General features: G+C 42.6%; 25 protein-coding genes and 1 pseudogene. 8 read left to right on the forward strand and 18 right to left on the reverse strand.

From position 1 onward, the window contains the following. Positions 1-3 precede the first annotated feature (3 nt). The 10 genes from FM038_RS01580 to FM038_RS01625 form a co-directional block, all read right to left on the reverse strand. Positions 4-672, reverse strand: coding sequence for a nucleotidyltransferase domain-containing protein (locus tag FM038_RS01580; RefSeq protein WP_185965875.1), 669 nt, complete (start codon positions 670-672; stop codon positions 4-6). 82 nt (positions 673-754) lie between these two features. Continuing rightward, positions 755-1,372, reverse strand: a complete 618-nt coding sequence (locus FM038_RS01585; RefSeq protein WP_142874861.1) for a tyrosine-type recombinase/integrase — start codon at positions 1,370-1,372, stop codon at positions 755-757. 11 nt (positions 1,373-1,383) lie between these two features. After that, positions 1,384-1,572 carry a hypothetical protein gene (locus tag FM038_RS01590; RefSeq protein WP_142874860.1) on the reverse strand — a complete coding sequence of 63 codons (189 nt, stop codon included), beginning with the start codon at positions 1,570-1,572 and terminating at the stop codon, positions 1,384-1,386. Positions 1,573-1,626: 54 nt separating this feature from the next. Then, entirely contained in the window at positions 1,627-2,994 is a 1,368-nt protein-coding gene (locus tag FM038_RS01595; protein ID WP_185965874.1) for a replicative DNA helicase, read from the reverse strand. Further along, positions 2,987-3,766 carry a Lin1244/Lin1753 domain-containing protein gene (locus tag FM038_RS01600; protein WP_142874858.1) on the reverse strand — a complete coding sequence of 260 codons (780 nt, stop codon included), beginning with the start codon at positions 3,764-3,766 and terminating at the stop codon, positions 2,987-2,989. Before FM038_RS01600 ends, FM038_RS01595 begins: the two co-directional genes overlap by 8 nt. A gap of 13 nt (positions 3,767-3,779) precedes the next feature. Then, positions 3,780-4,019: a hypothetical protein gene (locus FM038_RS01605; RefSeq protein ID WP_142874857.1), complete on the reverse strand. Its 240-nt coding sequence runs from the start codon at positions 4,017-4,019 to the stop codon at positions 3,780-3,782. Continuing rightward, complete coding sequence (locus FM038_RS01610; RefSeq protein WP_199242722.1) at positions 4,012-4,290, reverse strand: AlpA family phage regulatory protein; 279 nt, start codon at positions 4,288-4,290, stop codon at positions 4,012-4,014. Before FM038_RS01610 ends, FM038_RS01605 begins: the two co-directional genes overlap by 8 nt. A gap of 115 nt (positions 4,291-4,405) precedes the next feature. Then, the gene (locus tag FM038_RS01615; protein ID WP_142874856.1) at positions 4,406-5,221 is read right to left on the reverse strand and encodes a DUF6387 family protein; all 816 of its coding nucleotides are present in this window, start codon (positions 5,219-5,221) and stop codon (positions 4,406-4,408) included. Positions 5,222-5,229: 8 nt separating this feature from the next. Further along, positions 5,230-6,441, reverse strand: a complete 1,212-nt coding sequence (locus FM038_RS01620) for a tyrosine-type recombinase/integrase (protein WP_142874855.1) — start codon at positions 6,439-6,441, stop codon at positions 5,230-5,232. Positions 6,442-6,622: 181 nt separating this feature from the next. Next, positions 6,623-7,486, reverse strand: a complete 864-nt coding sequence (locus tag FM038_RS01625; protein WP_142874854.1) for a YicC/YloC family endoribonuclease — start codon at positions 7,484-7,486, stop codon at positions 6,623-6,625. Between the two features lie 179 nt (positions 7,487-7,665). On the opposite strand from FM038_RS01625, the gene rph reads away from it, so the two are divergent. Beyond that, positions 7,666-8,379 carry a ribonuclease PH gene (rph, locus tag FM038_RS01630; RefSeq protein WP_077753489.1) on the forward strand — a complete coding sequence of 238 codons (714 nt, stop codon included), beginning with the start codon at positions 7,666-7,668 and terminating at the stop codon, positions 8,377-8,379. A gap of 106 nt (positions 8,380-8,485) precedes the next feature. After that, positions 8,486-9,127: an orotate phosphoribosyltransferase gene (pyrE, locus tag FM038_RS01635; RefSeq protein ID WP_142874853.1), complete on the forward strand. Its 642-nt coding sequence runs from the start codon at positions 8,486-8,488 to the stop codon at positions 9,125-9,127. A gap of 60 nt (positions 9,128-9,187) precedes the next feature. Here the strand turns inward: pyrE and folE are convergent, their stop codons facing one another. From folE to coaBC, 5 genes and pseudogenes are all read right to left on the reverse strand, one after another. Then, positions 9,188-9,847 (reverse strand): GTP cyclohydrolase I FolE, encoded by a 660-nt coding sequence (gene folE / locus FM038_RS01640; RefSeq protein ID WP_142874852.1) that lies wholly within the window; start codon positions 9,845-9,847, stop codon positions 9,188-9,190. 219 nt (positions 9,848-10,066) lie between these two features. Next, positions 10,067-12,015: pseudogene (locus tag FM038_RS01645) on the reverse strand (alpha/beta hydrolase family protein). 514 nt (positions 12,016-12,529) lie between these two features. Further along, positions 12,530-13,123 (reverse strand): nucleoid occlusion factor SlmA, encoded by a 594-nt coding sequence (gene slmA, locus FM038_RS01650; protein WP_142874851.1) that lies wholly within the window; start codon positions 13,121-13,123, stop codon positions 12,530-12,532. Between the two features lie 138 nt (positions 13,124-13,261). Then, positions 13,262-13,720, reverse strand: a complete 459-nt coding sequence (gene dut, locus FM038_RS01655) for a dUTP diphosphatase (protein ID WP_142874850.1) — start codon at positions 13,718-13,720, stop codon at positions 13,262-13,264. Beyond that, positions 13,717-14,946: a bifunctional phosphopantothenoylcysteine decarboxylase/phosphopantothenate--cysteine ligase CoaBC gene (gene coaBC / locus FM038_RS01660; protein ID WP_142874849.1), complete on the reverse strand. Its 1,230-nt coding sequence runs from the start codon at positions 14,944-14,946 to the stop codon at positions 13,717-13,719. The genes dut and coaBC overlap by 4 nt, the downstream gene beginning before the upstream one ends. Before the next feature lie 152 nt (positions 14,947-15,098). On the opposite strand from coaBC, the gene radC reads away from it, so the two are divergent. From radC to argA, 4 genes are all read left to right on the forward strand, one after another. After that, positions 15,099-15,776, forward strand: coding sequence for a RadC family protein (gene radC / locus FM038_RS01665; RefSeq protein WP_142874848.1), 678 nt, complete (start codon positions 15,099-15,101; stop codon positions 15,774-15,776). 129 nt (positions 15,777-15,905) lie between these two features. Next, on the forward strand, positions 15,906-16,142 hold the full coding sequence (rpmB, locus tag FM038_RS01670) for a 50S ribosomal protein L28 (RefSeq protein WP_142874847.1): 237 nt from the start codon (positions 15,906-15,908) through the stop codon (positions 16,140-16,142). A 6-nt stretch (positions 16,143-16,148) separates the two neighbouring features. Further along, positions 16,149-16,322, forward strand: coding sequence for a 50S ribosomal protein L33 (gene rpmG, locus FM038_RS01675; RefSeq protein ID WP_011494790.1), 174 nt, complete (start codon positions 16,149-16,151; stop codon positions 16,320-16,322). A gap of 291 nt (positions 16,323-16,613) precedes the next feature. Further along, complete coding sequence (gene argA, locus FM038_RS01680) at positions 16,614-17,933, forward strand: amino-acid N-acetyltransferase (RefSeq protein WP_185965873.1); 1,320 nt, start codon at positions 16,614-16,616, stop codon at positions 17,931-17,933. A gap of 58 nt (positions 17,934-17,991) precedes the next feature. Here argA and rarD read toward each other — a convergent pair whose 3' ends face one another. Together rarD and FM038_RS01690 are read right to left on the reverse strand one after the other, a co-directional pair. After that, the gene (gene rarD / locus FM038_RS01685; RefSeq protein ID WP_142874872.1) at positions 17,992-18,876 is read right to left on the reverse strand and encodes an EamA family transporter RarD; all 885 of its coding nucleotides are present in this window, start codon (positions 18,874-18,876) and stop codon (positions 17,992-17,994) included. 169 nt (positions 18,877-19,045) lie between these two features. Further along, a complete protein-coding gene (locus FM038_RS01690) occupies positions 19,046-19,510 on the reverse strand; it encodes a thioesterase family protein (protein WP_142874845.1) in 465 nt (154 codons plus the stop codon). 174 nt (positions 19,511-19,684) lie between these two features. Between FM038_RS01690 and recQ the strand changes: the two genes are divergently transcribed. Next, positions 19,685-21,517, forward strand: a complete 1,833-nt coding sequence (gene recQ / locus FM038_RS01695) for a DNA helicase RecQ (RefSeq protein ID WP_142874844.1) — start codon at positions 19,685-19,687, stop codon at positions 21,515-21,517. 50 nt (positions 21,518-21,567) lie between these two features. Here recQ and FM038_RS01700 read toward each other — a convergent pair whose 3' ends face one another. Beyond that, the gene (locus FM038_RS01700) at positions 21,568-23,322 is read right to left on the reverse strand and encodes a nucleotidyl cyclase domain-containing protein (protein ID WP_142874843.1); all 1,755 of its coding nucleotides are present in this window, start codon (positions 23,320-23,322) and stop codon (positions 21,568-21,570) included. 511 nt (positions 23,323-23,833) lie between these two features. On the opposite strand from FM038_RS01700, the gene leuA reads away from it, so the two are divergent. Next, positions 23,834-25,405: a 2-isopropylmalate synthase gene (gene leuA, locus FM038_RS01705; RefSeq protein ID WP_142870923.1), complete on the forward strand. Its 1,572-nt coding sequence runs from the start codon at positions 23,834-23,836 to the stop codon at positions 25,403-25,405. Positions 25,406-25,442 lie beyond the last annotated feature (37 nt).

Consider the following 25,442-nt stretch of genomic DNA (forward strand, 5'->3'; position numbering starts at 1 on the left):
TAGTTAATGACTATGAATGTTGAAAACTGTTTTGTTGCCTTCTGGTATGTCATCCGGATCGGGCATACAAGCTTGGATGCTGATCACTCGTGAACCATTTTTTAGATACTTTCTTACGTCTGTTTCTGGCCAGTAAATGAGTTCAGAGAATGTCCGGAACTGTCTCCCGTCCCTTTCCATTTCTAGTGTTCTTTGCTCTCGTATCGAGGAAAAGTTGTCAGAGAACTTTGGTTTTCGTTCTACGCGAATATAAAGGTCAATATCACTGACAGTTGGAGCATCGGTTAGATAGCTACCAAATAAAATAACTTCACTGACCTGGAATAAATATTTATCACTGGAGTTTATTTCGTTAACTCTTTCCATAAATTCTTCATAGTGCTTATTTGCCGTAGAGCGTTTAACCTTTTTTGATGCTGTTGCTTGAGCTAATGAGTTTCCCTTTATTGTTGTTATATGGGTTCTATCTTTACTAGGCGGATCAATAGCCTCTATATACCCTTCGCTTATAAATGAATTAAGGTGCGATTGAGTAACTTTCTTAGTCGTTCCAATAACTGACCTTAATGTTGAAATATTAAATCCTTCATGGTTACGTGATAAACCCCTTATTATTTTTCTAGCTTTAAGTGCAGGGAAGTTGGCTATTGTATCTGTGCTATTAATTTTCATAAAAACCCCCATTTTTTACAAAGTTCAAATCTAGTAAAATCAGCGTTTTAACCTAAACTTGGGACGTAACTTGTAAACTGTCTCAATTACTTTTTACATCCCCAAATAACGCCTCATCACCAGCTATAAACGTATCCACTAAATCTTGTTCGTTATTGTCTAAGTAGTTGATGGTTGTATCTGGCTTACTGTGGTTCAGTAACTGTTGTAACTCTTCTAAAGTACAGCCCACTTGTTGCCTTAAACGTGACCCTGATTTACGTAGGGAGTGAGTGCCTAAGTTCACCCCTCCTAAGCGACCACATGATCGCCTGTGTCGAATCACATCGCTCTCAACTTCATCCATCCAACGCCATGCTGTCTTTCGGCTTAACGGCCTACGTTCACCGCCATATCTACTTTCAAATAAGTAGGTATTATTTGGGGCTTCCAGTCGCATCTTATTGAGTAATTTTATTGAGTGAGGTGTTAACGTTATCACCTTAACTTTTTGGGTTTTCCCTTCGATTATTGAGAACTCTCCAGTATCAAATGATTCATCAATTTGCCTCGTGGTAATAGCTAGGATATCGCTGATCCGTAATGCCCATAGAGCTGTCAATTCAGCAAGGCACCTGGCCATAAATCCACGTCTGTTTTCTAGTGAATTCAAGATGACCTGAAATTCATCTCGATCTCTGGCTGAATGGACTCTAGGCATACTTTCTCCTACTAAATATTATTGCTTGATGCTATTTCAGTTATTTCATTCGACAACTCATAAGTGAGCTGGAAGAGGCTTTCAATATGCAGGGACGAAAGCTCATCAATATTTCCTGACTGAGATATTATTGATATCACTTCTAGCTGCTTTGACTTTTTCGAAATTAAATCAGCTTTGCTATCACTTGAATTTGGCATGACTTCTCCTTAGCCTATTAATCAGATTAAAGGCTTTAGTTATATTACTTGGTTTTAAAAGTTAGCTGTTCTACTGTTTGATACGTTTAATTTAGTATCATTATTTATTAGACGTTCAATTTCATTTTCTTGAACATCAATAAACCCCATGCTGGTTAGCTTTTGATAACAAGTACCAGTTTCACCATGTCGATTTAATTTAACTAAAATCTCAGTAATGTTTTTCCAGGGCGAATTGGTATTGAATACTGAATCTCGATAAAGGCCGATCCAGCTATCAACATCTTGCTCCACTGCTCCCGAATCTCTTGAGTCGCTAGGAACTGGACGTTTATCAATTCTCGAGGTATTTCCTCGGTTGAGTTGAAGCAACATGATAACGGGACACTGAAATTCTTTCGACATCCCCTTTAATGCTCGAGTCATAGCGCCTACCTCTAAATCTCTTCGGTCATACTTTCGGTCTGACTCCATGAGTTGAAGGTAATCAACAAAGATACCGCCTATATAGCCATGCTTACGGGTTATTTTTCTGGCTTCTCTTCTGATCCTAGACACTGAGTTATCATGTTTGTCATCAATGTAGATATTTGCTGCTCTGTAATCCTCTAGCTTGGTAAAAAACAGTGACTCACTAGTTTTTTCTGGATCGTTATCATCATTGAAGTTATTCATGATCAATTGCTTAGCTAATTTGGCGTACGAGCTGATTAACCTATGTACAACCTGGAAGTCTTGCATTTCCATAGAGCCAACATACACGGGAAGTTTTTTTTCAATCCCAAAGTGATTTATTATTTTTGCCATTAGCTCTGTTTTTCCCATTTTGGGATTCGCAGCAATAGCATGTAGTCCTATTTCATATCCTCCCCCGAGGATCTTGTCTAAATCGGTAAGCCCACTGCTGAATAAAACCTTATCAGAATTGTTCCACCTATCATCCAGGTAAGAGAGATAGTTTTGTAGGCATTCAGAGATATGTTTAGCCCCATCAGTTTGATTCGTAATACCTGTCTCATAGTCAAAGAGTGATGAAATCGCATTAAGCTTTGTGTCTAAGTCTGTAGGCTTAGAAATCAACTCATTAATGGAGTTCACCCTTTGTTGTATAGTTCGCAGCTCTGAGAGCTTCTTTAGGTGCTCCGCGTAAGCTTTAAGGTTGTATCCTGAGCTGGTGTTTTTAAGAGTTTCATAAATGTAGAGATATCCATCATCACAAAATCTATGCTGTGTTACAGCATTTACATCTGGGTTAATACCTTTCTGCTTAAGATCTACCATTGCTTGAAATATGTGTTTATGGGTCTGAGAGCAAAAATCTTTTATGTTGAGCAGATCCAACACTTCATCAACAGTGTCTCCAAATCCCTTCAAGAACATGATTGCACCTAAGAGGTTTTGTTCTGTTAGATGACTATCCATTTGAACACCCCACGTCATCGTATTGCCGCTCTTTTACCGCGACATAGCAACGATCTGACATGATGAAATCAAAGTTTCTTTTTTTATAAACCCCTCCAGTATTTGGGTTTGGGCGGTCCTCAAGCATCCAGCCACAGTTCTCAGAAATAAATTCAAAGTAAACTTGAAGAGTTTCGATGGTAAATATCTCTCCTTTTTCAGATGTACGTTTCTTGAAAAAGCTTTTTACTGATTTACGCCTGGCGTCTGAATAGACTTCAACCTTGGAGAGCATTGGTAAGCTCTCATGAAAGGTATTTACTACTTGTTGATGGTCAATTTGTGATTTATCACCAGTAGTACTCTTATCTCTTCTCTTCTCTTCTATTCTATTCTCTTCTTTCATGACTGAGTCATGACCCGTCATGATTGAACCATGACTTAACCTTATCTCTTTGATTATATTTCGCATATCCTTGCTGCTTGTCATCGATTGGTCTAGTCTTTTTGCTAGTTTTAAGCAAGTGACAAGTCCGTTATCAACTTCAAATAACCCTGAATTAATAAAGTATTTCATCATTTCGGATACTCTTGCTTCTGAGCAGCCAGTATTTCGAGCAATAATTCTTGCGTCATGTTCTAGACGAAAAGTGATATTACTAGAGTCAACTTTCCCCGCGATTAATTCTAAGCAGTACCAATAAAGACCATACCCGTCCAAACCGTGATCGAGTAAAACCATTTGAAGCTTTGCATCCATGTTGGCATTGGTGTCATGTTTAAACCATTTCATAAGCAAACTCCTTTTATGATGCAAGCCATTTAGTGACCATCTCGAACTTATCGCCATAATCAATAATTGATTCAAAGTCTTGGATATTGTCTTTTCTCGCCGCCCCAAAATATATTCTGGTGTATTCGCCGTCGAGACAACGAAGCAACGTAAAGTGCAGCGGTTCGCCGTCTTTGTAGGCAATAACAATTCCTCTACGTTGAAGTACATGAGCATCGTTAAGGGGCAGTGTTAATCCATTACGCTTAATCATGCTCACCTCTATGACTGGATGGGGTAGGTAAGGTTTGAAATTGGGATACGAACCAAAGAAGATCTGATAAAAGCCAAGCAGTAAACCTATAACCTAATCGGGTGGCTTTAGGGTGTACCCCAGCTCGTTCAAGTCTCCATGATTGAGAGCGCGAAAGAGCTGTAATTTTTTCTCGTTCAGGATTTCTTACTAAGCGTTCGGATTCTTCGGCAGCCTCTAGAATCTTTTTACGCTGCTCAGGTGTTGGTGGGGTAAATTGTTGTCTCATCATAAGCCCTTTTTTGTTTCAGTAGGTTTAGGCTTATGCTAGAGAGAGTCGTTGATACAATTTCTTATGTTTTGAATTATCAAAACAGTAGATTTTAGTAAGAGTTTGTTTTAGTTTGTTATTTTCTGTTTTCTTTTTTTATTTGTTCAGTTAGTTGCAAGTAAACACTAAATTTAAGAAGTTCTTTAGCTCGAGGTCGAAGAGTATTTGATACATAGTCAGGGTCATTAATTTCTGGAGGTAACTTGATTAATGTCTCTTCAATTTTTTTACCCCAGGCATACTCATATCCATATGCTTTTGCCCATAAATAAAGGTCGATGTATTTAAAAAAATATCCACACTTTAGTCGTTTTATGTTTGCTTTAGTATAGGAGCCCCTTTTAGGTTCAGGTAAGTTGAACTTCTCTCTAATATCTTGCAACCTTTCAGAGAGATCAGCTTCAATTTCGGCATTGGTTGCATTGGCTAAATTCAGCCAAACAAAAGTAGAGTTATTTTTAACTTCAAAGCTATCAACTTCAATTAAGCTATCTATTTCAGTTTGGTATTGGTGGCTTATCTGACATGTTGCTGAGGCCATATCTCCAATACTGACAGGTGAAACATTGGATGTCTGGTAATCAAGTGCCCAACCTATTTGCTCATCAAACCCTACAGGGTCTCCCTCCTCTTCGGCAGAGTATGCATCGAAGTGGTCTTGAGTATCTATTTCTTCATTGCTCTTGATAACTGATCTATCTGAGAATAGATCTTGTTGTAAGCAAGTATCATATTCATTAGATTTAAGCTGCTCAAAAACTTCAATGCGGCGCAGTAACTCATCAGCTATATATTGCAAATCTGCGTTATTAAATACTGAATAGCGGCTATCTTGAAACCATGGAATCATCTTTTGAAGCTTGCTTGCGCAATCTATTACCTTATTAGTCATTTCTGAGCCTAATTAATTATTGGTTCGAGGATAACGGCTACTTTTGCATGCGCTTCTCTTCGCTCTTCCAGGTAGTCATGGCGATCGTAGATACCTTCAACACCTTTTAATTTGTGGTTAAGACAGCGTTCGGCTACATGACCAGCTATACCATTGGAAGCAGCTAAACTTCTGAAAGTTCTTCGCAGGTCATGGGGGGAAAAGTGTTCCATGTCACCCATTAAGTTTGGTGGTTGTTTTTTACGGCCAGGTTCACGGCCAAACATTTTAGATATGGCTCTATTAAGTGTGTCGTTACCCATATGTAGTTTTGTAGATACTCTACGTGGTGGAAAGAGGTAGTCAGATCCGCAAGCTCTCATCTTTAACTCTTCTAACCAGGATAAAACTTGTTTAGGCAGTGGGATTGTAATTGCTGCGCCCGTTTTGCTTCTGCCTTCTGGTAGATTCCACAGAGTGTTATTGAGTTCGAATTCTGACCATTTAGCACAACACAATTCACTTTTACGAACACCTAGCGTGACTAAGAGTGCGCACGCCAGGTAATTATCCCTCGTGAATTTTGTTTGATGCTTCCGGAAAAGCCCAAACGCCATTTTTAACTCATCAAATGACAGTGCCCTGTCTCTACTCGCTTCTACGCCGCCAGCATCTGAAACGGTAAAGGCACTCGCGGGATTATTAGCTATTAAGTCTAGTTTTATGCCATGTCGAAAAAGTTGCTTCAAATACATCAAAGAGTCATTGGCGATGGTGGGGCGTTCGTTAGCAATGCTTTGAATGATCGATCTAATATCTCTTGCATTTACTTGCTCAATTTTCATGTCACCTATAGATGGCTTGATATCTTTTACGTAAACACGTTTGGGGATGTTCGGATGCTTTAGGCGCTTAGCAATATCGTTGTCGTACCAATCTTGAAAAAGGTCATCGACTAAGCGGATCGACTGTTCTTTGATTCGTCTTCTAGTGATTAAGGGATCGGCACCTGACTTAACCTCACGCTTCTGTATTGCTGCATCAGCTTTGGCATCTGCCAGTGATAAATCAGGGTAATGACCAATTGTCATCTCTTTACGTTTGCCATTGGATGAATAGCGAAGCATCCAATATGGGGTGGCGCTATCCCTAACTACTAGATACAACCCCCCGCCTATAGCGTTACGCTTGGGTTCACTTTTTACGAAAGATTGAATTTGCTTTGCTGTAATAGTTGCCATACCAATACCTTTGCCCACCAGTTGCGTTTTGGAGTGAAGTTGCTGCTCACCACTTTGCCCACCACAAATGATACAACGTATGGAAACGAATAGAAACGTATGGAAACGCATGGAAACAATAAAGCCCTGTCATTGCAGGGCTTTTTGTATAGATTTTCATTAAATGAAAAGCATGGGAATATTACTCGACGTTCTGGATCTGCTCGCGCATCTGCTCGATTAGCACTTTGAGTTCTACCGCTGCAGAGGTTATCTCTGCGCTGATAGATTTAGAGGCTAAGGTGTTCGACTCACGGTTGAATTCCTGCATCATAAAGTCTAAACGACGGCCTTGAGCGCCACCTTTTTTGAGGATACGTTGAGTCTCAGCAACGTGGGCGTCGAGTCTGTCCATCTCTTCGGCGACATCCATTTTTTGCGCAAGTATTACCATCTCTTGCTCTAGACGAGCCGGGTCCAGTTCACCAGTGATCTCGGCTAGACGGTTGGTCAGCTTGTCACGTTGCCATTGCATCACTGTTGGCATATGTTCACGTACGATAGCGACTTGGGCGACGATGGCATCGAGACGGGTCTGTAGCATGGTGTTAATGGCTGCGCCTTCACGGCTACGGGCTTCGATAAACTGATCGATGGCACTATCGAAAGCGACAAGCAGTTCTTTACCTAGGGAGTCCATATCTTGCTCTGAACCGGACATTACGCCAGGCCATTTGAGTATATCGACGACGTTAAGCTCACCTTGACCAGCTTCTTGTTTTACCCAATTAGCGGCATTTACTAGTTGTTTAGCCAGATCTTGATTTAACTGCAGTTCATTGCTGCTATTGTCGGCCAGATCGTATCTGAGGTTAACTTCAATTTTTCCGCGATTTAAACGCTTTCGTAGTCTGTCTCGTAAGATAGGTTCTAGACTACGGAAATGCTCAGGTAGGCGTAGATAGGTTTCTAAGTAACGCTGATTAACTGAACGAATTTCCCAAGAGGCTGTGCCCCAATCTGCTTTATGTTCGATACGTGCGTAGGCTGTCATGCTTTGAATCATGGTTTTTCCAATTGTTTAACCGTGAATGTGATCGAGGATTATAGACCTAAGCCAGCTAGGTTCAAAGTAATGTGTCTTGGCTTTACCTATTATGGGCAAATAACATGGCATCCTTGGTCACAAATCCCTATAATATCCTCCCAAAATCGCCTATCGATTCATCAATACAGGAAATTCTTATGCGCCCTAGTGATAGAACGCCAGCTCAATCTCGTCCAGTGACAATCACTCGACAATTTACCGCTCATGCTGAAGGTTCTGTTTTAGTTGAGTTCGGTGATACTAAAGTACTTTGTACTGCTAGCTTCGAAGAGGGTGTTCCTCGTTTCCTTAAGGGGAAGGGTCAAGGTTGGGTTACCGCTGAATACGGCATGTTGCCACGTTCTACTCATAGCCGCATGAACCGTGAAGCGGCTCGTGGCAAACAGTCTGGCCGCACACAAGAGATCCAACGTCTTATCGGTCGCTCACTGCGTGCTGCTGTCGATATGAAGGCTTTAGGCGAGAATACTATTGTTATCGATTGTGATGTCATCCAGGCCGATGGCGGAACACGTACTGCTGCCATTACTGGTGCCTGTGTTGCTTTGGTTGATTCACTGAACTGGGCGCGTGGAAAGGGCATTTTGAAAACTAATCCACTTAAGTTCCTTATCGCTGCAGTCAGTGTGGGTATTTATAAAGGCGAGCCAATCTGTGATTTAGAGTATTTGGAAGACAGCGAAGCTGAAACCGATATGAACGTTGTGATGACAGAAACCGGTAAGATGATCGAAGTCCAAGGGACTGCCGAAGGTGAGCCATTTAGCCATGAAGAGTTGCTTAGTATGTTAGAACTGGCTAAGCACGGTATTCGTGAAATAGTCGATGTACAGAAAGCGGCATTGAGCTAAAATTGTTTTAAACATAAAAAGGACCCTGATGGGTCCTTTTTTGAATAAGCTAATTATTAGAAGTAACAAGAAAAGTAACATTAAACTAGTCAATTGAGGAGAGAGTGTGAAAGCCTATCAACGTGAGTTTATCGAATTTGCCCTAGAGCGTCAGGTATTGAGATTTGGCGAGTTTACACTTAAATCTGGTCGTGTTAGTCCTTATTTCTTCAATGCTGGTCTGTTCAATACGGGGCGCGATTTAGCACGTCTGGGACGTTTTTACGCGACCGCTTTAGTCGACTCAGGTATTGAGCATGATCTGTTATTTGGTCCAGCCTACAAAGGTATCCCGATTGCGACCACTACGGCTGTTGCCCTATGTGAGCATCATGATATCGATATGCCATATTGCTTCAACCGTAAAGAGAAGAAACAGCACGGTGAAGGCGGCAGCCTAGTCGGTAGCGAGCTGAAAGGTCGTGTCATGCTAGTCGATGATGTGATTACTGCGGGCACAGCTATTCGTGAGTCCATGGAGATCATTCAGGCCCATGAGGCGTCGCTAGCGGGCGTGTTAATTGCTCTGGACCGTCAAGAGAAAGGCAAGGGTGAGCTTTCTGCTATTCAGGAAGTTGAGCGTGATTTCGGTTGCGACATTATCTCTATCATCAAGCTAGGCGATCTGATTAACTACTTGTCTGAAAAGCCGGGTATGGAAGTGCAATTAGCTTCAGTGAGTGCTTATCGTGATCAGTACGGGATTTAAGGTTTAAGAGAAGCCTCGAGTTCCTAGTGCCTAGGTTCTAGGAACACGCATCTTGTATTCTTAATTGCTTAAGAACTCTGCACGGGTGGCTGGGTTAGATTTAAATATCCCGCCTAATGCTGTTGTGGTCGTTGAGCTGGTGGAATCCATCACGCCGCGTGATTTGACACAGTAATGTACCGCATCCATTTTTACTGCGACATTTTTGGTTTCTAATAAGGTCTGCAGCGCAACCAATATCTGTTGAGTGAGACGCTCCTGAACTTGAGGGCGTTGAGCAAAGAAACGTACAATTCTGTTTATCTTGGATAGGCCGATAATATTCTTTTTAGGCAGGTAAGCCACGGTTGCCAGTCCATCGATAGTGACGAGATGATGTTCACAGGTACTAGTTAGGCTAATATCATTCACCTTGACCATCTCATCGAAGCCCATCTTATTTTCGATGACGGTGATCTTAGGGAAATTGGCGTAATCTAAGCCTGAAAAAATTTCATCGACATACATCTTAGCAATACGCTTAGGGGTGTCCATTAGGCTGTCATCGCTGAGATCCAATGACATCAAATTTAAGATGGCGCGCATATGCTGCTCTATCTTCTCTTTACGCTCCTCTGCACTGAACTCAGTCGGTAGCATAGGTGTTTCAAGGCCACGCTCTAGTAATGCTGTTTGTACTAGTCGTGCTGACTCACTGAGTTGTGCTTCTTTCGATGTCATAGTTTCCTCCACTTTCTATATAGTGGTTATATCAAGTGTGCAGTCTGATGTCATATTTTTCATCGTGCTCTGTTGCAGCAACAGATACTCTGAGTCCTACCTGTTTAGTAGGAAATGGGCAAGGAGGATACCTTTAATTGCTGTGAAATTATACCCAGAATAAGTAAGGGCTTAATAAAGAGCCGATCTTGGGAACGGTTTTTTTGTAAGCAGCTAAAGTTATAGATTGAGATTCTCTTTTAAGAAACTCACCATCTCACCAAAATATTTAGCCCTGTGCTTATCGTTATAAAAGCCGTGCCCTCCATCATCCATGACTAGCTTTTGGAAAGGATAATGATGTTTGTTGAGCGCTTCTTCTAAGGCTTTGAGCTGCTCAATAGGAACTCGCTTATCTTTTTCACCATGAACTAACAGTAATTTTGCTTTGAGCTTATCAATATTGTGAGCGGGTGACATGGCTTTAAGTTGAGCTGTGTCTGTTCCAATGGCGTAATCTTGGTAGCTGCGCCCTGAGCGAGAGTCTGCCACATCACTATCGTCTTTCCAAAGTGGCAAGTCATATACTCCTGCAAAACCTACAGCACATTTGAACATGTCGGGTTCTATTATTGAGCTTTGCAACGCTGCATAACCACCGAAGCTCCCGCCAGCTATACAGATCCGGTTTCTATCAACTAAACCTTGTTCGATGACATAGCTCGTTCCATCGATAATGTCGTGCAAAATATCGGTGCCCCATTTCTGGTAACCCGCTTTTTCAAATGATGCTCCATAGCCACTAGAACCACGGAAGTTGACTTGCAATACTGCCATCCCTTCACTTGCCAGCAGTTGGTTTTGTGGATCGAAGCCCCAAACATCACGTACACCATGTGGCCCCCCGTGAGGGGTGACTACCAAGGGTAAATTTTAGCCTCTATACCCTGTGGCAAGGTTAAGTAGCCGTAGATCTGTTTGCCATCACGGCTGGTAAAGTTAATTGGCCTCACCTCTGCCATTAATTCAGGATCGAGCCATTTCTTGGAAGAGGCTAGGTATTGCAGTTTTAGTTTCTTGGTGTCGAAAACATAATAATCACCGGGGTTACGGTCATTGAAGGCCATTATGATGAGTTTTTCTGAGTTGCGGGATTCACTAATAATCCGTACCTGATGGCCTGGTAATGTGGCTAACAACTGTTTTAATAATTTGGAATGGCTCTCATCTGGGTTTACGAAGGCATAGTCAGGATAACCATTTTCAAATTCGACGGCATAGAGTTGTTTTGTTTCTTGATTGATCCAAAAATTGCTCGGGTCGACAACATCATCTTGAATGATTGATTTTTTATCACCGGTTTCTAGGTTGATTTTATACACGCCCAAAGTCTGACCTTTCTCACGGCCTGCAGCATAAATACTATTTTTATCATCGGCAAAGGAGATTGGGCTGAAACCATCGAGATTAAGTTCGAGTTTATCGGTATTTATCCACTTATCATCTTTACGAAAAAATACTTTGGTGGTGTTTGTTTTATCTTCGCCAGCCACAAAGCGTACTTCACCTTCATGGTCGGTTAAAAATCGGGAATAACCAATGGGGGCTCTAGTTATTTTACGACGCTTGCCATTAAATAAATCGACGCGATAGACATCCTGCATCTTTGAATAGTCGAGTGTTCGCGCTTGGTTCCATGGAATGGCATTGACTAACATATAGCGGTTATCGTTTGGCAATGGATCTAAAATATAGGCTGTGGCGCGGATAGCGGTATTCTTTTTAAACATGGTGCCGGTTTGTTGCTCACCAGCTTCATAGCCAAACAGATAGGCTGCTTTAGAACCATCGGCATTAACAGCCATCAATTCACCGTTATAATCGGGCTGATCTTGCCAGCCTTTTAGGTACTCTTTTTGAAGTACAACACGCTCATCGCTGGCCCAGGCATAACTGCCGACTTGTGCATTATCTGGAAAGTACACTGCGTGATGTAATTTCTTGGTTTTTGCATCGAGAATGATCAGGTTATTTTTGCCACTATTTTTGGTGATTGCGCTGATGTAATCCCCCGCAGGCGATATTTTAACATCGCTAAATTCAGCACCTCGACTGAACAATTGAGCGGATGACTGGATTTCTGCGGCAATGGCGGGTGATATTGAGCCAATACCGGCAAGTAAGGTCATGGCCCATTTTTTTGAGAACGTCATACAACTTCCTTGTAAAACTGACTGTAATACCAATTCCATTAAACATATGATCAATTCAGAGCTTTCTCAGGGCTTTAAATTCAAGGCGCATTGTTGACGAAATGGTTATTCCCTTTCGAGGCAATGCAACGCAGAAGTCGAAGCCCTGAGAAGCTCACGAAGTGCGGGTTTAAAAACACTTTAAGCTGCGAAAGTGGTTTTCGATATACGACTGCATGGATGCAGAAGGTAGGGCGAAGCAGGATGCCAGAGCCGAGAATAACTATTAGCTTCAATCCCCTTATCTTGCCTACAGCGTTTTTAACTCCCGCTGAATGGTCACTTATTTAATGGAAATGGTATAAATCATTGAATTATTTTTGTTACAAGCTGAGAGTAAGAGAAAAGTCCAAGATATTCAATTGGGTGAATAGATAGGTCGTAGGTAATTTTTATTTGGCTGGAATTTAGTGCTACCGCTAGTGACGGCTTAACCGTCACTAGCCTAGTTCTAGCTTTGCAGTAACTGTTGCTGGATAAATATCCACTGCTGTTCGAAATGTTGTGTAGGTTTTTGTTTAAACTCGCTGCGAACAAATTGGGCGATACGACCTTCGGCTATGGCGAGTAAAAGGTTAGCTAAAATTGCTTCATCTAAATTGAATCCCTTACCTTCACGCAGCGTTTTCTCTCGTAAAATTTGCTTTAGGTGGGTCTCAATTTTGGAAAATATTTGATTAACACGACTGCGTAAACGTTCGTTTTCACCGAGCAGCGCATCGCCGCTGAGTATGCGTGATATGCCCGGATTGCGCTCTGAAAAAATCAGTAAAAGCTGGAGCAATTGTTGGCAACGCTTCATGGTGTCTTTCTCTTCATCCATGATCAGGTTGATACGTGATAATAGCGACTCCTCAATGAAATCAATTAAACCTTCGAACATACGTGCTTTACTTGGAAAGTGGCGGTATAGGGCTGCCTCGGACACACCAACTTCAGCAGCTAGTTTAGCTGTGGTGATTCTTTGTCCTGGATTGGTTTCTAACATGGTTGCTAGACATTGGAGAATATGTTCGCGGCGGTTGAACTTGGGGCTTGCAGCCATTTAGTTTTCCTTCACTCAAAAAATACGACAGGAGCTAGGTGATAGCTTTACTCGCCTTAGTGATAAAGCGAGTCAATGTCATTCTTATTATTTACATCTAATTAGCGCGTATGGAGAAATAGCATTTTAGCTGTGTTGTTATTTGGTGCCTGAGTGACCAAAGCCACCTTCACCTCGGCTTGAATTATCAAATTCATCGACAAGCTTAAACTCAGCTTGCACCACAGGTACGAACACCAGTTGTGCTAGACGGTCGCCGATCTCTAAAGTGAAAGCTTTATCACTGCGGTTCCAACAGGAGACCATAAGAGGGCCTTGGTAGTCTGAATCAATCAGTCCAACTAAGTTACCTAGCACTATGCCGTGTTTATGACCCAAACCTGAGCGAGGTAGTATGACGGCAGCAAGGCCTGGATCGGCAACATGAATTGAGATACCCGTCGGGATTAACACCGTCTCGCCGGCGGCTACGGTCATAGTGGTTTCGATCATAGCTCTAAGATCCATACCTGCACTGCCGGGTGTAGCATAAGCTGGAAGAGGGTATTCAGAACCAATGCGTGAATCGAGGATTTTAACTTCTATTGGAGTTTTCATTTGTTGTCGTCTTTTAAAATATGTATTTGCTCGGCGATTAATTCGAGCAGTTGTTTGGCCAAAGTATGTTTATCAGTTGCAGGAAGGTCCTGCTGACCTTTAGCCCAAATCACTTTGAGCGCATTGCTATCGGCATTGAAGCCTAATTCTGAACTCGATACATCATTGGCGGCGATCATATCGAGATTTTTACGGACTAATTTGTCTTTAGCGTAGCGCTCTACATCTTGAGTCTCTGCCGCGAAACCTATGGTAAATGGTCTAGGTGTATGGCTGGCAACGGTGGCTAAGATATCAGGATTTCTAACCAAGGCAAGTTGCATATCAGAAGATGATTTTTTTATTTTTTCATCGGCTACTTTTGCAACTCGATAATCTGCAACGGCGGCACAACCAATAAAAATACTATGGTTATCCACTTCGGCCATGACAGCATCGAGCATATCTTTAGTCGATGTCACATCGATTCGATTAACCCCTGCTGGAGTCGCTAAGTTTACAGGACCCGAAACCAAAGATACGTTTGCTCCCATGTCAGCTGCGGCTTTTGCGATAGCAAAGCCCATTTTTCCTGAGCTGTGGTTAGAGATATAACGTACTGGATCGATAGCTTCACGAGTTGGACCAGCGGTTAACAGTATCGAGTAACCAGTGAGAATCTTGGGCGCAAAAAATTGTACAGCACGCTCAGCAATATCGAGTGGTTCAAGCATACGCCCAGGACCTACCTCACCACATGCTTGGCTGCCAGATGCTGGTCCCCAGATAGTGATACCACGCTTGGATAAGTTAGCCAGGTTATCTTGGGTCGCCTGATTGCGGTACATCTGACGATTCATGGCTGGACAGATCACAACTGGTGCTTCTGTGGCTAAGCAGGTAGTCGTCACAAGTTCATCGGCCATACCTGCGTTAATACGGGCGATTAGGTTGGCGGTCGCAGGGGCGACAATGACCAAGTCAGCCCAACGAGCTAGCTCGATATGACCCATGGCAGCTTCTGCCGCAGGATCGAGTAGATCTGATGCAACGGGATATCCAGATAGCGCTTGTAAGGTCAGCGGTGTGATAAATTCTTTAGCGCTTTGGCTCATCACTACACGGACATCGAAGTTGCGTTCTTTTAATCGACGTATTAGATCGGCAGATTTGTAGGCTGCAATACCGCCACCGATGGCGAGTAAGACATTTTTTTTGGCCTGATCTGTGTCGGTACTTTGATTCATACTTTTGCCCATCACCGGTAGCTTGTATCAAACTAGCCAGTCACTAAATTGAATAGCGCCTAAGATATCACAAACCTAAGTCTGTGTTAGATACAAGTTTTAGAAAACTCGACCATACTCAACATAAATGAACAGTCACGCAAGGAGGGGTGATGGCGATTAAAGATTGGCCAGACGGAGAAGGCCCAAGAGATAAGTTACTAAATCGTGGTGTGGCTCAGCTATCCGATGCTGAACTGCTAGCTGTAGTGCTCAGAAATGGCTTACAAGGACTTAGTGCGGTTGAATTAGCCCGTGAGCTCATCAATGAGTTTGGGGGGCTAAGAGGAGTGTTTAGCGCTTCACAAACACAAGTATGTAAATTGGCTGGAATGGGGCCGGTAAAATACGCTCAACTGCAAGCTTCGGCTGAGCTAGGTACCCGAATTTCTGCAGAAAAGTTAAAAAGAGGCAAAATATTGAGTGATCCTGATTTAACTCGGGACTATTTAATGAGACAATTGCGGGATCGTGCCTACGAAGTGTTCGCCATTTTATTGTTGGACAGTCAGCATCGAGTTATTCAGTTTGTTGAATTATTCCGTGGCACTATAGATTCGGCCTCTGTATATCCACGTGATGTGGTGTGCTTAGTGCTTGAGAAAAAAGCTGCGGCTGTGATTGTCTGCCACAACCATCCATCAGGAGTTGCGGAGCCAAGTCAGGCCGATAGACGAATAACTGAGCGATTAAAATTTGCCTTAGGAACCATTGATGTTTCCTTGCTAGACCATATGGTTATAGGCGATCGCGAGATAGTTTCATTTGCAGAGCGGGGATGGTTAGATTAACTATCCCTTGATCTTTGTTTTTAGATCCTGTATAAAATGCGCCCTCTGTTGTGTGCCTCAGGCGACGGCCGTGTTCGAGGTGCATTAATGCTCGAGCGTTAAATATATTGTTTTTTGGAGAAGATTGACATGTCAAGAGTATGCCAAGTAACTGGCAAGCGACCAATGGTTGGTAACAACCGCTCGCACGCAAAAAACGCGACGCGTCGTCGTTTTTTACCTAACCTACAAAACCACCGTTTTTGGTTAGAAGGCGAAAAGCGTTTCGTTAAGCTACGTATCTCTACTAAAGGTATGCGTATTATCGATAAGAAAGGTATTGAAGTTGTTATTGCTGAACTTCGTGCCCGCGGCGAGAAGGTATAATAAACCATGGCTAAATCTAAAGGTAATCGTGAGAAGATCAAGCTAGTTTCTAGCGCTAAAACTGGTCATTTCTACACGACTGAAAAGAACAAACGTAACATGCCTGAAAAGATGGAAATCAAGAAATTTGATCCTGTTATCCGTCAGCACGTTATGTACAAAGAAGCTAAAATCAAGTAATAATTTGATGCTAACTTCTATAAAGCCCCTGTTTCAGGGGCTTTTTTTTGCTTAAAATTTAATGGACTCTACGAGTTGTAATACCCCCTTCCTAATATATAAAAATTCATTTCAATGTTTTTGTTTTTTGTTCTTATATCATTTATACAGCTGAGATAAATAAACAATGACGGCCCACTCATAGTGGGTATAAATGCTTTTATTTTGAATTAAAATGCAATACTATGCTTTATATAGCTTACGGTTGTTGCCGTCTGTTTTGCATAAATGAATCAAGGTGAGAATATATTCGTGCGTACTACAGAACTTGTTGATGGATTTCGCCATTCTGCTTCCTATGTTAATGCCCATAGGGGGAAGACTTTCGTTGTCATGCTTGGGGGGGAAGCGTTAGCTAATAGGCAGTTTCGCTCGATTATTAATGACATTGCCCTACTGCATAGTCTGGGTATCAAAATTGTTCTGGTCCATGGTGCTAGGCCACAAATCGATGCAGCCTTAGCTGAGAAAGCACTGCTCCCCGAGTATTATAATGGCGTACGGATCACTGATGAAGATGCATTTAAAGTGATTAAACAGGTCGTCGGTGGCTTACAACTTGATATCACTGCCAGGCTATCTATGAGCCTGAGTAATACGCCAATGCAGGGAGCACAGATAAATGTGGTCAGTGGTAACTTTGTCATTGCACAGCCTCTGGGTGTGGATGATGGGGTTGATTACTGCTTGAGTGGTAAGGTGAGACGCATAGATGTTCAAGGTCTCAAGGCTCAGCTAGAGAGGAATGGCATTGTGTTGCTTGGCCCGGTAGCGGCCTCTGTGACAGGTGAGAGCTTTAATCTGACCGCCGAAGAGGTTGCGACTCAGATAGCAGTAAAGCTCAAGGCCGATAAGATGATTGGCTTTAGTTCACAAGAAGGTATTTTAGATAGCGAAGGCCAGGTCTTAGCCGAGTTAATGCCAAATGATGCACAAACTATTTTAAACGATTTAGATCAGGGCTCAAGTGTTTGTCTAGGCACCAAAGCTTTTCTTAAGGCGAGTATTGATGCTTGTCGCAATGGTGTCTCTCGTTGTCATTTTGTTAGTTACCTTGACGATGGTGCCCTGCTGCAAGAACTCTTCTCCAGAGATGGCATAGGCACTCAAATAGTGACTGAAAGCGCTGAGCGACTTCGTCGTGCTGGTATCGGTGATATTGGCGGTATCTTAGATCTGATCCGTCCATTGGAACAGAAAGGTATCTTAGTCCGCCGTTCCCGTGAGCAGCTGGAGATGGAGATCGAGCAGTTTATGTTGATTGAGCGCGATAGTCTCGTTATAGGTTGTGCGGCTTTCTATCCGTTTGAGGAGGATAATGCAGGAGAGTTTGCTTGTCTGGTTGTGCATCCTGAGTATCGTGATGCGGACAGAGGTAGCATCCTGCTGAAGAATATTATTGGTCAAGCTAGGGTAAGAGGTTACACAAAGCTTTTTGCGTTGACGACACGTAGTATTCACTGGTTCTTAGAGCATGGTTTCGATATCGTCGATGTTGATGTTCTCCCAGATAAGAAGAAGCAGCTGTATAACTATCAGCGAAAATCTAAGATACTCGCCTTAGAGCTATAACCGATCGCGTTTATAAAAATGCCAGCTTATGCTGGCATTTTGTTTGAGTCGACAATGACTATTTGGCTTTACGTTTATAGAGCATATCTATAGTAAAGACGACAAGTGCTCCCCATATAAACAGGAAGGTAATGCCTTTTTCGAGATCAAAGGGTTCACCATAAAGGCTAATCGCTAAAATAAACATGATACTCGGGCCTAAATATTGGAAGAAACCCATGACTGACAATGGAATTCTTACTGCAGATGCGGCGAAGCAAAGCAGAGGAATCGTGGTAACAACACCGGCGGCTAGTAGGAGCAGGTTGAGTGATAACTCATTGGTGCTAAAGTTGGTGAGTGCTCCACCCACGTTGGCAAATAGATAGATGAGTGCCACAGGAAATAAGATGGCTGTTTCGACCAAAAGCCCCGTCTTAGCATCGACATTAACCTTTTTGCGCAATAGACCATACAAACCAAATGAGCAGGCCAAGCCTAAAGACACAAGAGGTATTGACCCAAATGAAATCAATTGCACTAAAACGCCGGTAGCGGCTAGTGAAACCGCAAACCATTGCAGTTTTCTCAGTCGTTCCCCCAAAAATGCCATGCCTAGCATGACATTCACTAGCGGGTTGATGAAGTAACCTAAACTGGCATCCAGCATATGGTCGTTATTGATGGCCCAGATAAACAGCAGCCAGTTTGCTGCAATGAGAATGGACGTAAAAGTCAGCATTAATAGCTGCTTGGGCTTTTTAAGCACTTGTCTGAGTCTTGAGAACCCACCAAATAGAGCCATCAGCACAGTGACAAATACAAAAGACCAGATCACGCGGTGGATTAAAATTTCGGTAGCAGAAACTTGACCGAGTAATTTGAAGTAAAGTGGCGCAAAGCCCCAAAGGGTGTATGCACAGATAGCAAAGACGATGCCTTTACGATATTCAGAATCGAGCATGAAAAGAACTACAAAAGGAGAGTGTGCTGCATTGTATGCTTCAAATCCTATGGTCTCAAGTTTTAAGCGATGACTTAATATTCCATATCTGTCCCATAAAGCTGACACGAGGAAAGTAAAGCTGACACAAGGAAAGCTGCTACTTCCCTCTGTCTGAGGTTGAGCTACTTTAACCAACCATATAAGTTCCGGTGCCGAAAGCGATATGATCGCCCTGTTCGTTATGTAACTCCATGCGACATACTGATACTCGGTTACCCGCACGAATAACGGTTCCTGTACCGGTAAAAATCTCCCCTCTACCGGGTCTAAGGTAATCGATTCTAAGATCTATGGTGCCTAAGGTTTGTAATCGGTTCTGTAGTTCTTCTACGCTCCAGTCATCTCTACTGGCGACTAAACCAGAGAATGCGGTTAATCCCCCAACAACATCGAGTACCGTAGCGGTGACTCCACCATGAAGGATCTGCTGGTGGATATTGCCAATAAGCTCAGGTTTCATATTAACAACCACTTCAACACCGTCGATATCGTAATGCTTGATATCCATGCCTAACAGGTTGTGAAAAGGAACCTGTTTATCGAATACCTCCGCGACTCTATTTAATATTTCGGCTTGCACTGGGCTAGTCATAAGCATCCTTGTACGAACTTGCGTTAGTTATTGATTATTATTAGAGCAATTAATCTATCGCTTATTTACCTTGATATGCAAGGCGAAAACAAGATTATTAGCAAACAGTCTGTGATCAGGAGAGACAAGAGGAGTTAGCTTCATTAGAATAGGCGACCCAATTTCTCACTTTCGATGCCCATGGAACCTGTGACACCTGAACCTCAATTAGATCCACTCTCAGCGAGCTTACAGTCTGTATTCGGTTACCGGACATTTAGAGATGGGCAAAAAGAGGTCATTGAGCAAAGCTGCCAAGGGGTAGATTGTTTGGTGATCATGCCTACCGGTGGTGGTAAGAGTCTTTGCTATCAGCTTCCCGCACTGCAGATGCCAGGTTTGACTATCGTGGTATCACCATTGATTTCACTGATGAAAGATCAGGTGGATAGTTTGCTACAGATGGGCGTCTCAGCGGCTTACTTAAATTCGTCGCTGCCGGGCGAGGAGCGGGCTAAAGTTTTCCAAAGGATGCATAGTGGTGAGTTAAAAATGCTCTATGTATCTCCAGAGCGCTTACTTCAAAGCAATTTTATCGACAGGTTGCATGAGTTACAGATCTCTCTATTTGCGATCGATGAGGCGCATTGTATATCCCAGTGGGGCCATGACTTCAGGCCTGAGTATGCAGCACTGGGCAAGCTGAGAGAGTTTTTCCCTCACGTGCCTATTATGGCGTTGACGGCTACGGCGGATCAGGCGACTCGACAGGATATTTGTGAACGCTTAACCATAACCCCGTTTTCTTTTCTGACCAGTTTCGATCGCCCCAATATTCGTTATACCGTGGCAGAGAAGCTCAATGCTGCAAATCAGTTGCGTCAATTTGTGGCAGCTCAGAATGGCAATAGCGGTATTATTTACTGTAGCAGTCGACGACGTGTCGATGAAGTGGCTGAGCGGCTGCGCTTACAAGGTCATAATGCCGATGCTTACCATGCAGGTAAGACACAGGAAGAACGCGCTGCAGTACAAGATAAATTCTTGAAAGATCAGTTAGACATTGTTGTGGCTACGGTTGCCTTTGGTATGGGGATTAACAAGTCTAATGTACGTTATGTGGTGCATTATGATATCCCTAAAAGTGTAGAGTCTTACTATCAGGAGACGGGAAGAGCAGGACGTGATGGTTTAGATTCAGAAGCCTTGATGTTGTTCGACCCCGCAGATATTGGGCGAGTGCGTCACTTAATTGAACAATCTGAGCCCGGCCCGCAACAACAAGTTGAATTTCATAAATTAAATACCATGGCGGCATTTGCAGAAGCGCAAACCTGTAGACGGCAGGTGTTGCTACATTATTTTGATGAGAGCGCTGAAGAGCCTTGTGGTAATTGTGATATCTGTCTAGATCCACCCAAAAAATATAATGGGATCCAAGATGGGCAAAAAGTCCTGTCTTGTATCTATCGCCTCGGCCAACGATTTGGTATCAATCACCTTATTGAAGTCTTGCGCGGATCTAAAGCCGCGACGGTTTTAGATCGTGGTCATGATAAGCTATCGACTTGGGGAATAGGTAAAGACAAGAGCCATGAGTATTGGCTCAGTATCATACGTCAGATCATACATCTAGGCTTTGCCAGTCAAGATATCACCCGAGGATCCTCGGTTAAGTTAAACCCATCTGCACGTGCCGTATTAAAGGGAGAAGTTGAGCTATTATTGGCTGAACCTAGAATGGTACTGCAAGCCACCACGAAGAAACGTAGTGGTAGTACTCGTGCACCGCTGAACTATGATCGTAAGCTATTTGCCAAGCTGAAATCACTCAGAAGAAAGTTAGCAGAAGAGCTGGATGTTCCACCCTATCTGGTTTTTAATGATGCGACATTAGCTGAAATGGCGGCGATACTACCAACAAGCCCAGGTGAAATGTTAGCGGTAAATGGAGTTGGCGAGCGTAAATTGAGTCGCTTTGGTGGAGAGTTTCTCGATGAAATAGCCAGCCATCTAACTGACAGTTAATACCGCTCATTTCGCCAAGCCTAGTATACCCAAAGTGCAGTCAGCTTAGATTACGTTTCAACCTCTGTTTTAGGCTGTTTTTTGTTTTTCAATAATAACTGTTTCACTTTAGCTCGCTTTATCAAGGAGCCTAAGTTGTCTTGTTGCTGTAATTTGGCATAGCCAATATTCGGCCTGTAACCGTGAAGCAGGGGTTCCATGACCACTTCAATCAGCTTAATGATTCTTAATGATCCAGCTTCTTGGGTGTGGAGTAATAGAATGACTATCTCCTCATCAACACTGTGTGTGACGATGTCTTGCTCTCTGAGCAAATGCTGCAGTCTTGATTGTAAGAGAGGAAGGTCGGCATGAAAAATGTGTATAGGATCGATAAGGATTAGACTCAACGGACTGCTGATTAGTTTGCTATGGCTGATAAGGCGATCAATTTTCTGCTCTGGTGAGATGGTTAACACTGAAGCTTGTTTGTGTTCTTGCTTTGTCGATTTTCGCTTAAATTTGAAAGTGATCATCAGAACCAAAGTCAATAAGGCGAATAGGAGATATTCACCCTGAAATTGGCTTTGACCAACTTGAGTTAGTCTAAGTCTATCGTTAGCTAAACTCGATATCTGCAGTCGACTTAGTCGTGCATTTAACTGTAGTAATCGAGTGTCTTTAATGAAGTTATAGCCGTTTTCTGCGGCTGTGAATTTTTTCACTTGATACTGATAACCGAGCTCGAAATTACTTTTCTCAACGTAATAGTCACTCAATACCTGATAGCAAAGTACAAGTTCATAAAATTTAGCTGTTTGTAGGGCTGTTTCGATTGCCTGATTAATCAGTACTATGGCTTTTGATTCGTTGCCAGTATCAAATAAAACCTGTGCTAACAAGCGCTGAGCTCTTAATCTCTCGATAGTACTCTTTTTTTTGATAAAAGTGTTTAGGCTGATCTCGAGTAGTTGAAGTGCTCGGGTATTATCGCCTCTATTGCGCTCAAGTTGAGCTATCTGGGTGTAGCTCAGGGCTAATTCAAAGGCTGTTTCAAGTTCAGGAAGTAAGTTTTTAGCCTGCTTTATCAGTTGTTCACTCGGTAAGGCTTGGTTGAACTGAGCCAGTTTTGCGACCTGTATGTAGGCGGCGAGTAAAACTTTACCTTGAAGATCTTCGCTGGCGATTGCTGAATCTATCAGCTCATAGGCTTGCTGATGTTTGCCATTTTTTTCTAATAGCTGACTGAGTGCTATTTTTATGCTGATCTGTGGCGGAAGGGCCCAATTTCTCTCTTGTGATTGAATATCTAAATAGATATCACTGGCTAAGCCTAGATCTTCGAAGGCGCTGCTGTAGCTGTCTATGTGAGTATCTATAATTCCCCTTAGCCTTAAACCATTCACAAGAGATTGTGGCTGTTTCTGTTCTCTTGAAAGCATAATTGAGGCATCTAATAGGGGTAAGGCTTGCCGAAAGTCACCATAGTTATTGAATGCACCAGCCATACAATTAAGGAAGTAGGGGCGAGCTTGATCTAGTTTGAGAGTTTTTGCCTTTGCTTCACTTATTCTAGCAATATTAATAGCAGCTTCATTTTCACCTAGCTGTAGAAAGGCTTCACATCTTAGCAGTGATAGTCGTAATTTGGCTGCTTCAGTAAGGGCTATAGGAGATGTAATGCTATCTAATGCATTGATCTTGTTGAGGGCTTGAGTCGGATATTGATATAGCAAATCATTGATGCTATCGAGTTTATCTTGTACGTCGGCTTGAGCTGGTGTCAGCCAAAAGGCAAGACATAGCATGACGATCCGAAAACCCATCTATTCTAGCTCCATTCAATTAACTCGATATCCATGAATTTTTATTATACAGAATTTATTTTATTTATTGCATTAAAAAACAATATGGAATGATTTAGAGCTTTTTGTTTTAAATACGGTTTTTAACTGAAGAATCGGACTATAAAAGTGACAGATACTAAGGTTAATAGAAAAATTTGCAGTTTTTAAAGGCTGTTTCTCTGGTCTAATCTGTGATTATTGAAAAAATTTGGGTTGACACTTGGGTCGTCACACGTTAAAAATTAACCACTCTATAGGAATTTGAAATTAACTTTATCGCATAATTATTTATGCCTACTGAATATTAAGACAGATGAATACTAAACGTGCATTACTCAGCCTCCTCATTCTCATTCTCGCAGTTCCTGCGCGGAGAAGGTAGTGTTGCACGCTCGATAGAGATAACAGCATTAACAAACCCCGCGCTAACAAACGCGGGGTTTTTTGTTTTTAGCGCAGATAATAATTAGGTCTTCCACGGAGAAACCAGATGTCTAACCGAGTAATTATATTTGATACAACCCTACGTGATGGTGAGCAAGCTTTAGCGGCAAGTTTAACGGTTAAGGAAAAGCTACAAATAGCACTGTCTCTGGAGCGACTGGGTGTAGACGTGATGGAAGTTGGTTTTCCTGTCTCTTCACCGGGAGATTTTGAGTCCGTTCAGACGATTGCCCGAACGATTAAAAACAGTCGAGTCTGTGCCTTGTCTCGCGCCTTGGAAAAAGATATTGATGCCGCTGCTCAGGCGTTATCGGTTGCCGAACAGTTCCGTATTCACACCTTTATTTCAACATCGACCATTCACGTAGAAAGCAAGCTTAAGCGCTCTTTCGAACAAGTATTAGAGATGGCTGTTGGTGCTGTTAAGTATGCGCGTCGCTTTACCGATGATGTTGAGTTTTCTTGTGAAGATGCGGGTCGCACGCCCATAGATAACTTGTGTCGCATGGTCGAAGAGGCAATCAAAGCCGGCGCTAGAACGATTAATATTCCTGATACTGTTGGTTATACGGTGCCAAGTGAGTTCGGTTCCATCATCGAAAGTCTATTTAATCGTGTGCCAAACATAGATCAAGCGGTTATTTCGGTGCATTGTCATGATGATTTAGGCTTATCGGTTGCTAACTCTATTACAGCAGTACAGCATGGTGCACGTCAGATTGAGTGTACGGTTAACGGTATTGGTGAGCGAGCGGGTAACTGTTCGCTTGAAGAGATAGCCATGATTTTGTCGACACGTAAAGCGTCTCTGGGTTTTGAGACGGGTATCAATGCCAAAGAGATCCATCGGACTTCTAACTTAGTTAGCCAACTTTGTAATATGCCAGTACAGGCCAATAAGGCCATTGTCGGTGCTAATGCATTTACTCATTCATCGGGTATTCACCAAGATGGCATGCTTAAGTCGCAAAACACCTATGAAATCATGACTCCCGAAAGCATAGGATTGCCACGCAACAATCTTAATATGACTTCTCGCTCTGGCCGTCATGTGATTAAGCATCGTATGGCGGAGATGGGTTACAGCGAACAAGATTATGATATGGATAGTTTATACGAGTCATTTTTGAAGCTTGCAGATAAGAAAGGTCAGGTGTTTGACTATGACCTTGAAGCACTCACTTTTATGGAAGCACAAGCCGAAGAAGAGTCTCATTTTAAGCTAGAAAAGCTAATTGTGCATTCGGATTCCAGTGAAGGTAATGCAAGTGCGACGGTAACAGTTGATGTCGATGGTGAGCTAGTCACTGAAACTGCAACGGGTAACGGCCCTGTCGATGCTGCTTACATCGCGATGGCGAAAGCCAGTCAATGTGAAGTGAATATCACTAGCTATCAGTTAAGCGCAAAAGGCGAAGGCCAAAATGCACTGGGTCAGGTCGATATTGAAGCGAATTACAATGAGCAGAGCTTTCATGGGGTAGGATTGGCTACCGATGTCGTACAAGCATCCGTTCAGGCACTTATCCATGTAATGAACCTGACGTGGCGCGCAGATAAGGTTGCGGATTGTAAGAAACAAATTGCACAAAAACGTCGTGAGTTAGGCGGCGTATAACACTTTATCAATAATTAGAATTGTCATATTTAAGAGT

Origin of the sequence: Shewanella eurypsychrophilus (assembly GCF_007004545.3) — a bacterium.
Taxonomy (GTDB): Bacteria; Pseudomonadota; Gammaproteobacteria; order Enterobacterales; family Shewanellaceae; genus Shewanella; species Shewanella eurypsychrophilus.

Excerpts from the sequence above, each read along its gene's own strand:
- FM038_RS01580 (WP_185965875.1), bottom strand. The coding sequence starts at position 672 with ATGAAAATTAATAGCACAGATACAATAGCCAACTTCCCTGCACTTAAA.
- FM038_RS01585 (WP_142874861.1), bottom strand. The coding sequence starts at position 1,372 with ATGCCTAGAGTCCATTCAGCCAGAGATCGAGATGAATTTCAGGTCATC.
- FM038_RS01590 (WP_142874860.1), bottom strand. The coding sequence starts at position 1,572 with ATGCCAAATTCAAGTGATAGCAAAGCTGATTTAATTTCGAAAAAGTCA.
- FM038_RS01595 (WP_185965874.1), bottom strand. The coding sequence starts at position 2,994 with ATGGATAGTCATCTAACAGAACAAAACCTCTTAGGTGCAATCATGTTC.
- FM038_RS01600 (WP_142874858.1), bottom strand. The coding sequence starts at position 3,766 with ATGAAATGGTTTAAACATGACACCAATGCCAACATGGATGCAAAGCTT.
- FM038_RS01605 (WP_142874857.1), bottom strand. The coding sequence starts at position 4,019 with ATGATTAAGCGTAATGGATTAACACTGCCCCTTAACGATGCTCATGTA.
- FM038_RS01610 (WP_199242722.1), bottom strand. The coding sequence starts at position 4,290 with ATGATGAGACAACAATTTACCCCACCAACACCTGAGCAGCGTAAAAAG.
- FM038_RS01615 (WP_142874856.1), bottom strand. The coding sequence starts at position 5,221 with ATGACTAATAAGGTAATAGATTGCGCAAGCAAGCTTCAAAAGATGATT.
- FM038_RS01620 (WP_142874855.1), bottom strand. The coding sequence starts at position 6,441 with ATGGCAACTATTACAGCAAAGCAAATTCAATCTTTCGTAAAAAGTGAA.
- FM038_RS01625 (WP_142874854.1), bottom strand. The coding sequence starts at position 7,486 with ATGATTCAAAGCATGACAGCCTACGCACGTATCGAACATAAAGCAGAT.
- rph (WP_077753489.1), top strand. The coding sequence starts at position 7,666 with ATGCGCCCTAGTGATAGAACGCCAGCTCAATCTCGTCCAGTGACAATC.
- folE (WP_142874852.1), bottom strand. The coding sequence starts at position 9,847 with ATGACATCGAAAGAAGCACAACTCAGTGAGTCAGCACGACTAGTACAA.
- slmA (WP_142874851.1), bottom strand. The coding sequence starts at position 13,123 with ATGGCTGCAAGCCCCAAGTTCAACCGCCGCGAACATATTCTCCAATGT.
- dut (WP_142874850.1), bottom strand. The coding sequence starts at position 13,720 with ATGAAAACTCCAATAGAAGTTAAAATCCTCGATTCACGCATTGGTTCT.
- coaBC (WP_142874849.1), bottom strand. The coding sequence starts at position 14,946 with ATGAATCAAAGTACCGACACAGATCAGGCCAAAAAAAATGTCTTACTC.
- radC (WP_142874848.1), top strand. The coding sequence starts at position 15,099 with ATGGCGATTAAAGATTGGCCAGACGGAGAAGGCCCAAGAGATAAGTTA.
- rpmB (WP_142874847.1), top strand. The coding sequence starts at position 15,906 with ATGTCAAGAGTATGCCAAGTAACTGGCAAGCGACCAATGGTTGGTAAC.
- rpmG (WP_011494790.1), top strand. The coding sequence starts at position 16,149 with ATGGCTAAATCTAAAGGTAATCGTGAGAAGATCAAGCTAGTTTCTAGC.
- rarD (WP_142874872.1), bottom strand. The coding sequence starts at position 18,876 with ATGCTCGATTCTGAATATCGTAAAGGCATCGTCTTTGCTATCTGTGCA.
- FM038_RS01690 (WP_142874845.1), bottom strand. The coding sequence starts at position 19,510 with ATGACTAGCCCAGTGCAAGCCGAAATATTAAATAGAGTCGCGGAGGTA.
- recQ (WP_142874844.1), top strand. The coding sequence starts at position 19,685 with ATGCCCATGGAACCTGTGACACCTGAACCTCAATTAGATCCACTCTCA.
- FM038_RS01700 (WP_142874843.1), bottom strand. The coding sequence starts at position 23,322 with ATGGGTTTTCGGATCGTCATGCTATGTCTTGCCTTTTGGCTGACACCA.
- leuA (WP_142870923.1), top strand. The coding sequence starts at position 23,834 with ATGTCTAACCGAGTAATTATATTTGATACAACCCTACGTGATGGTGAG.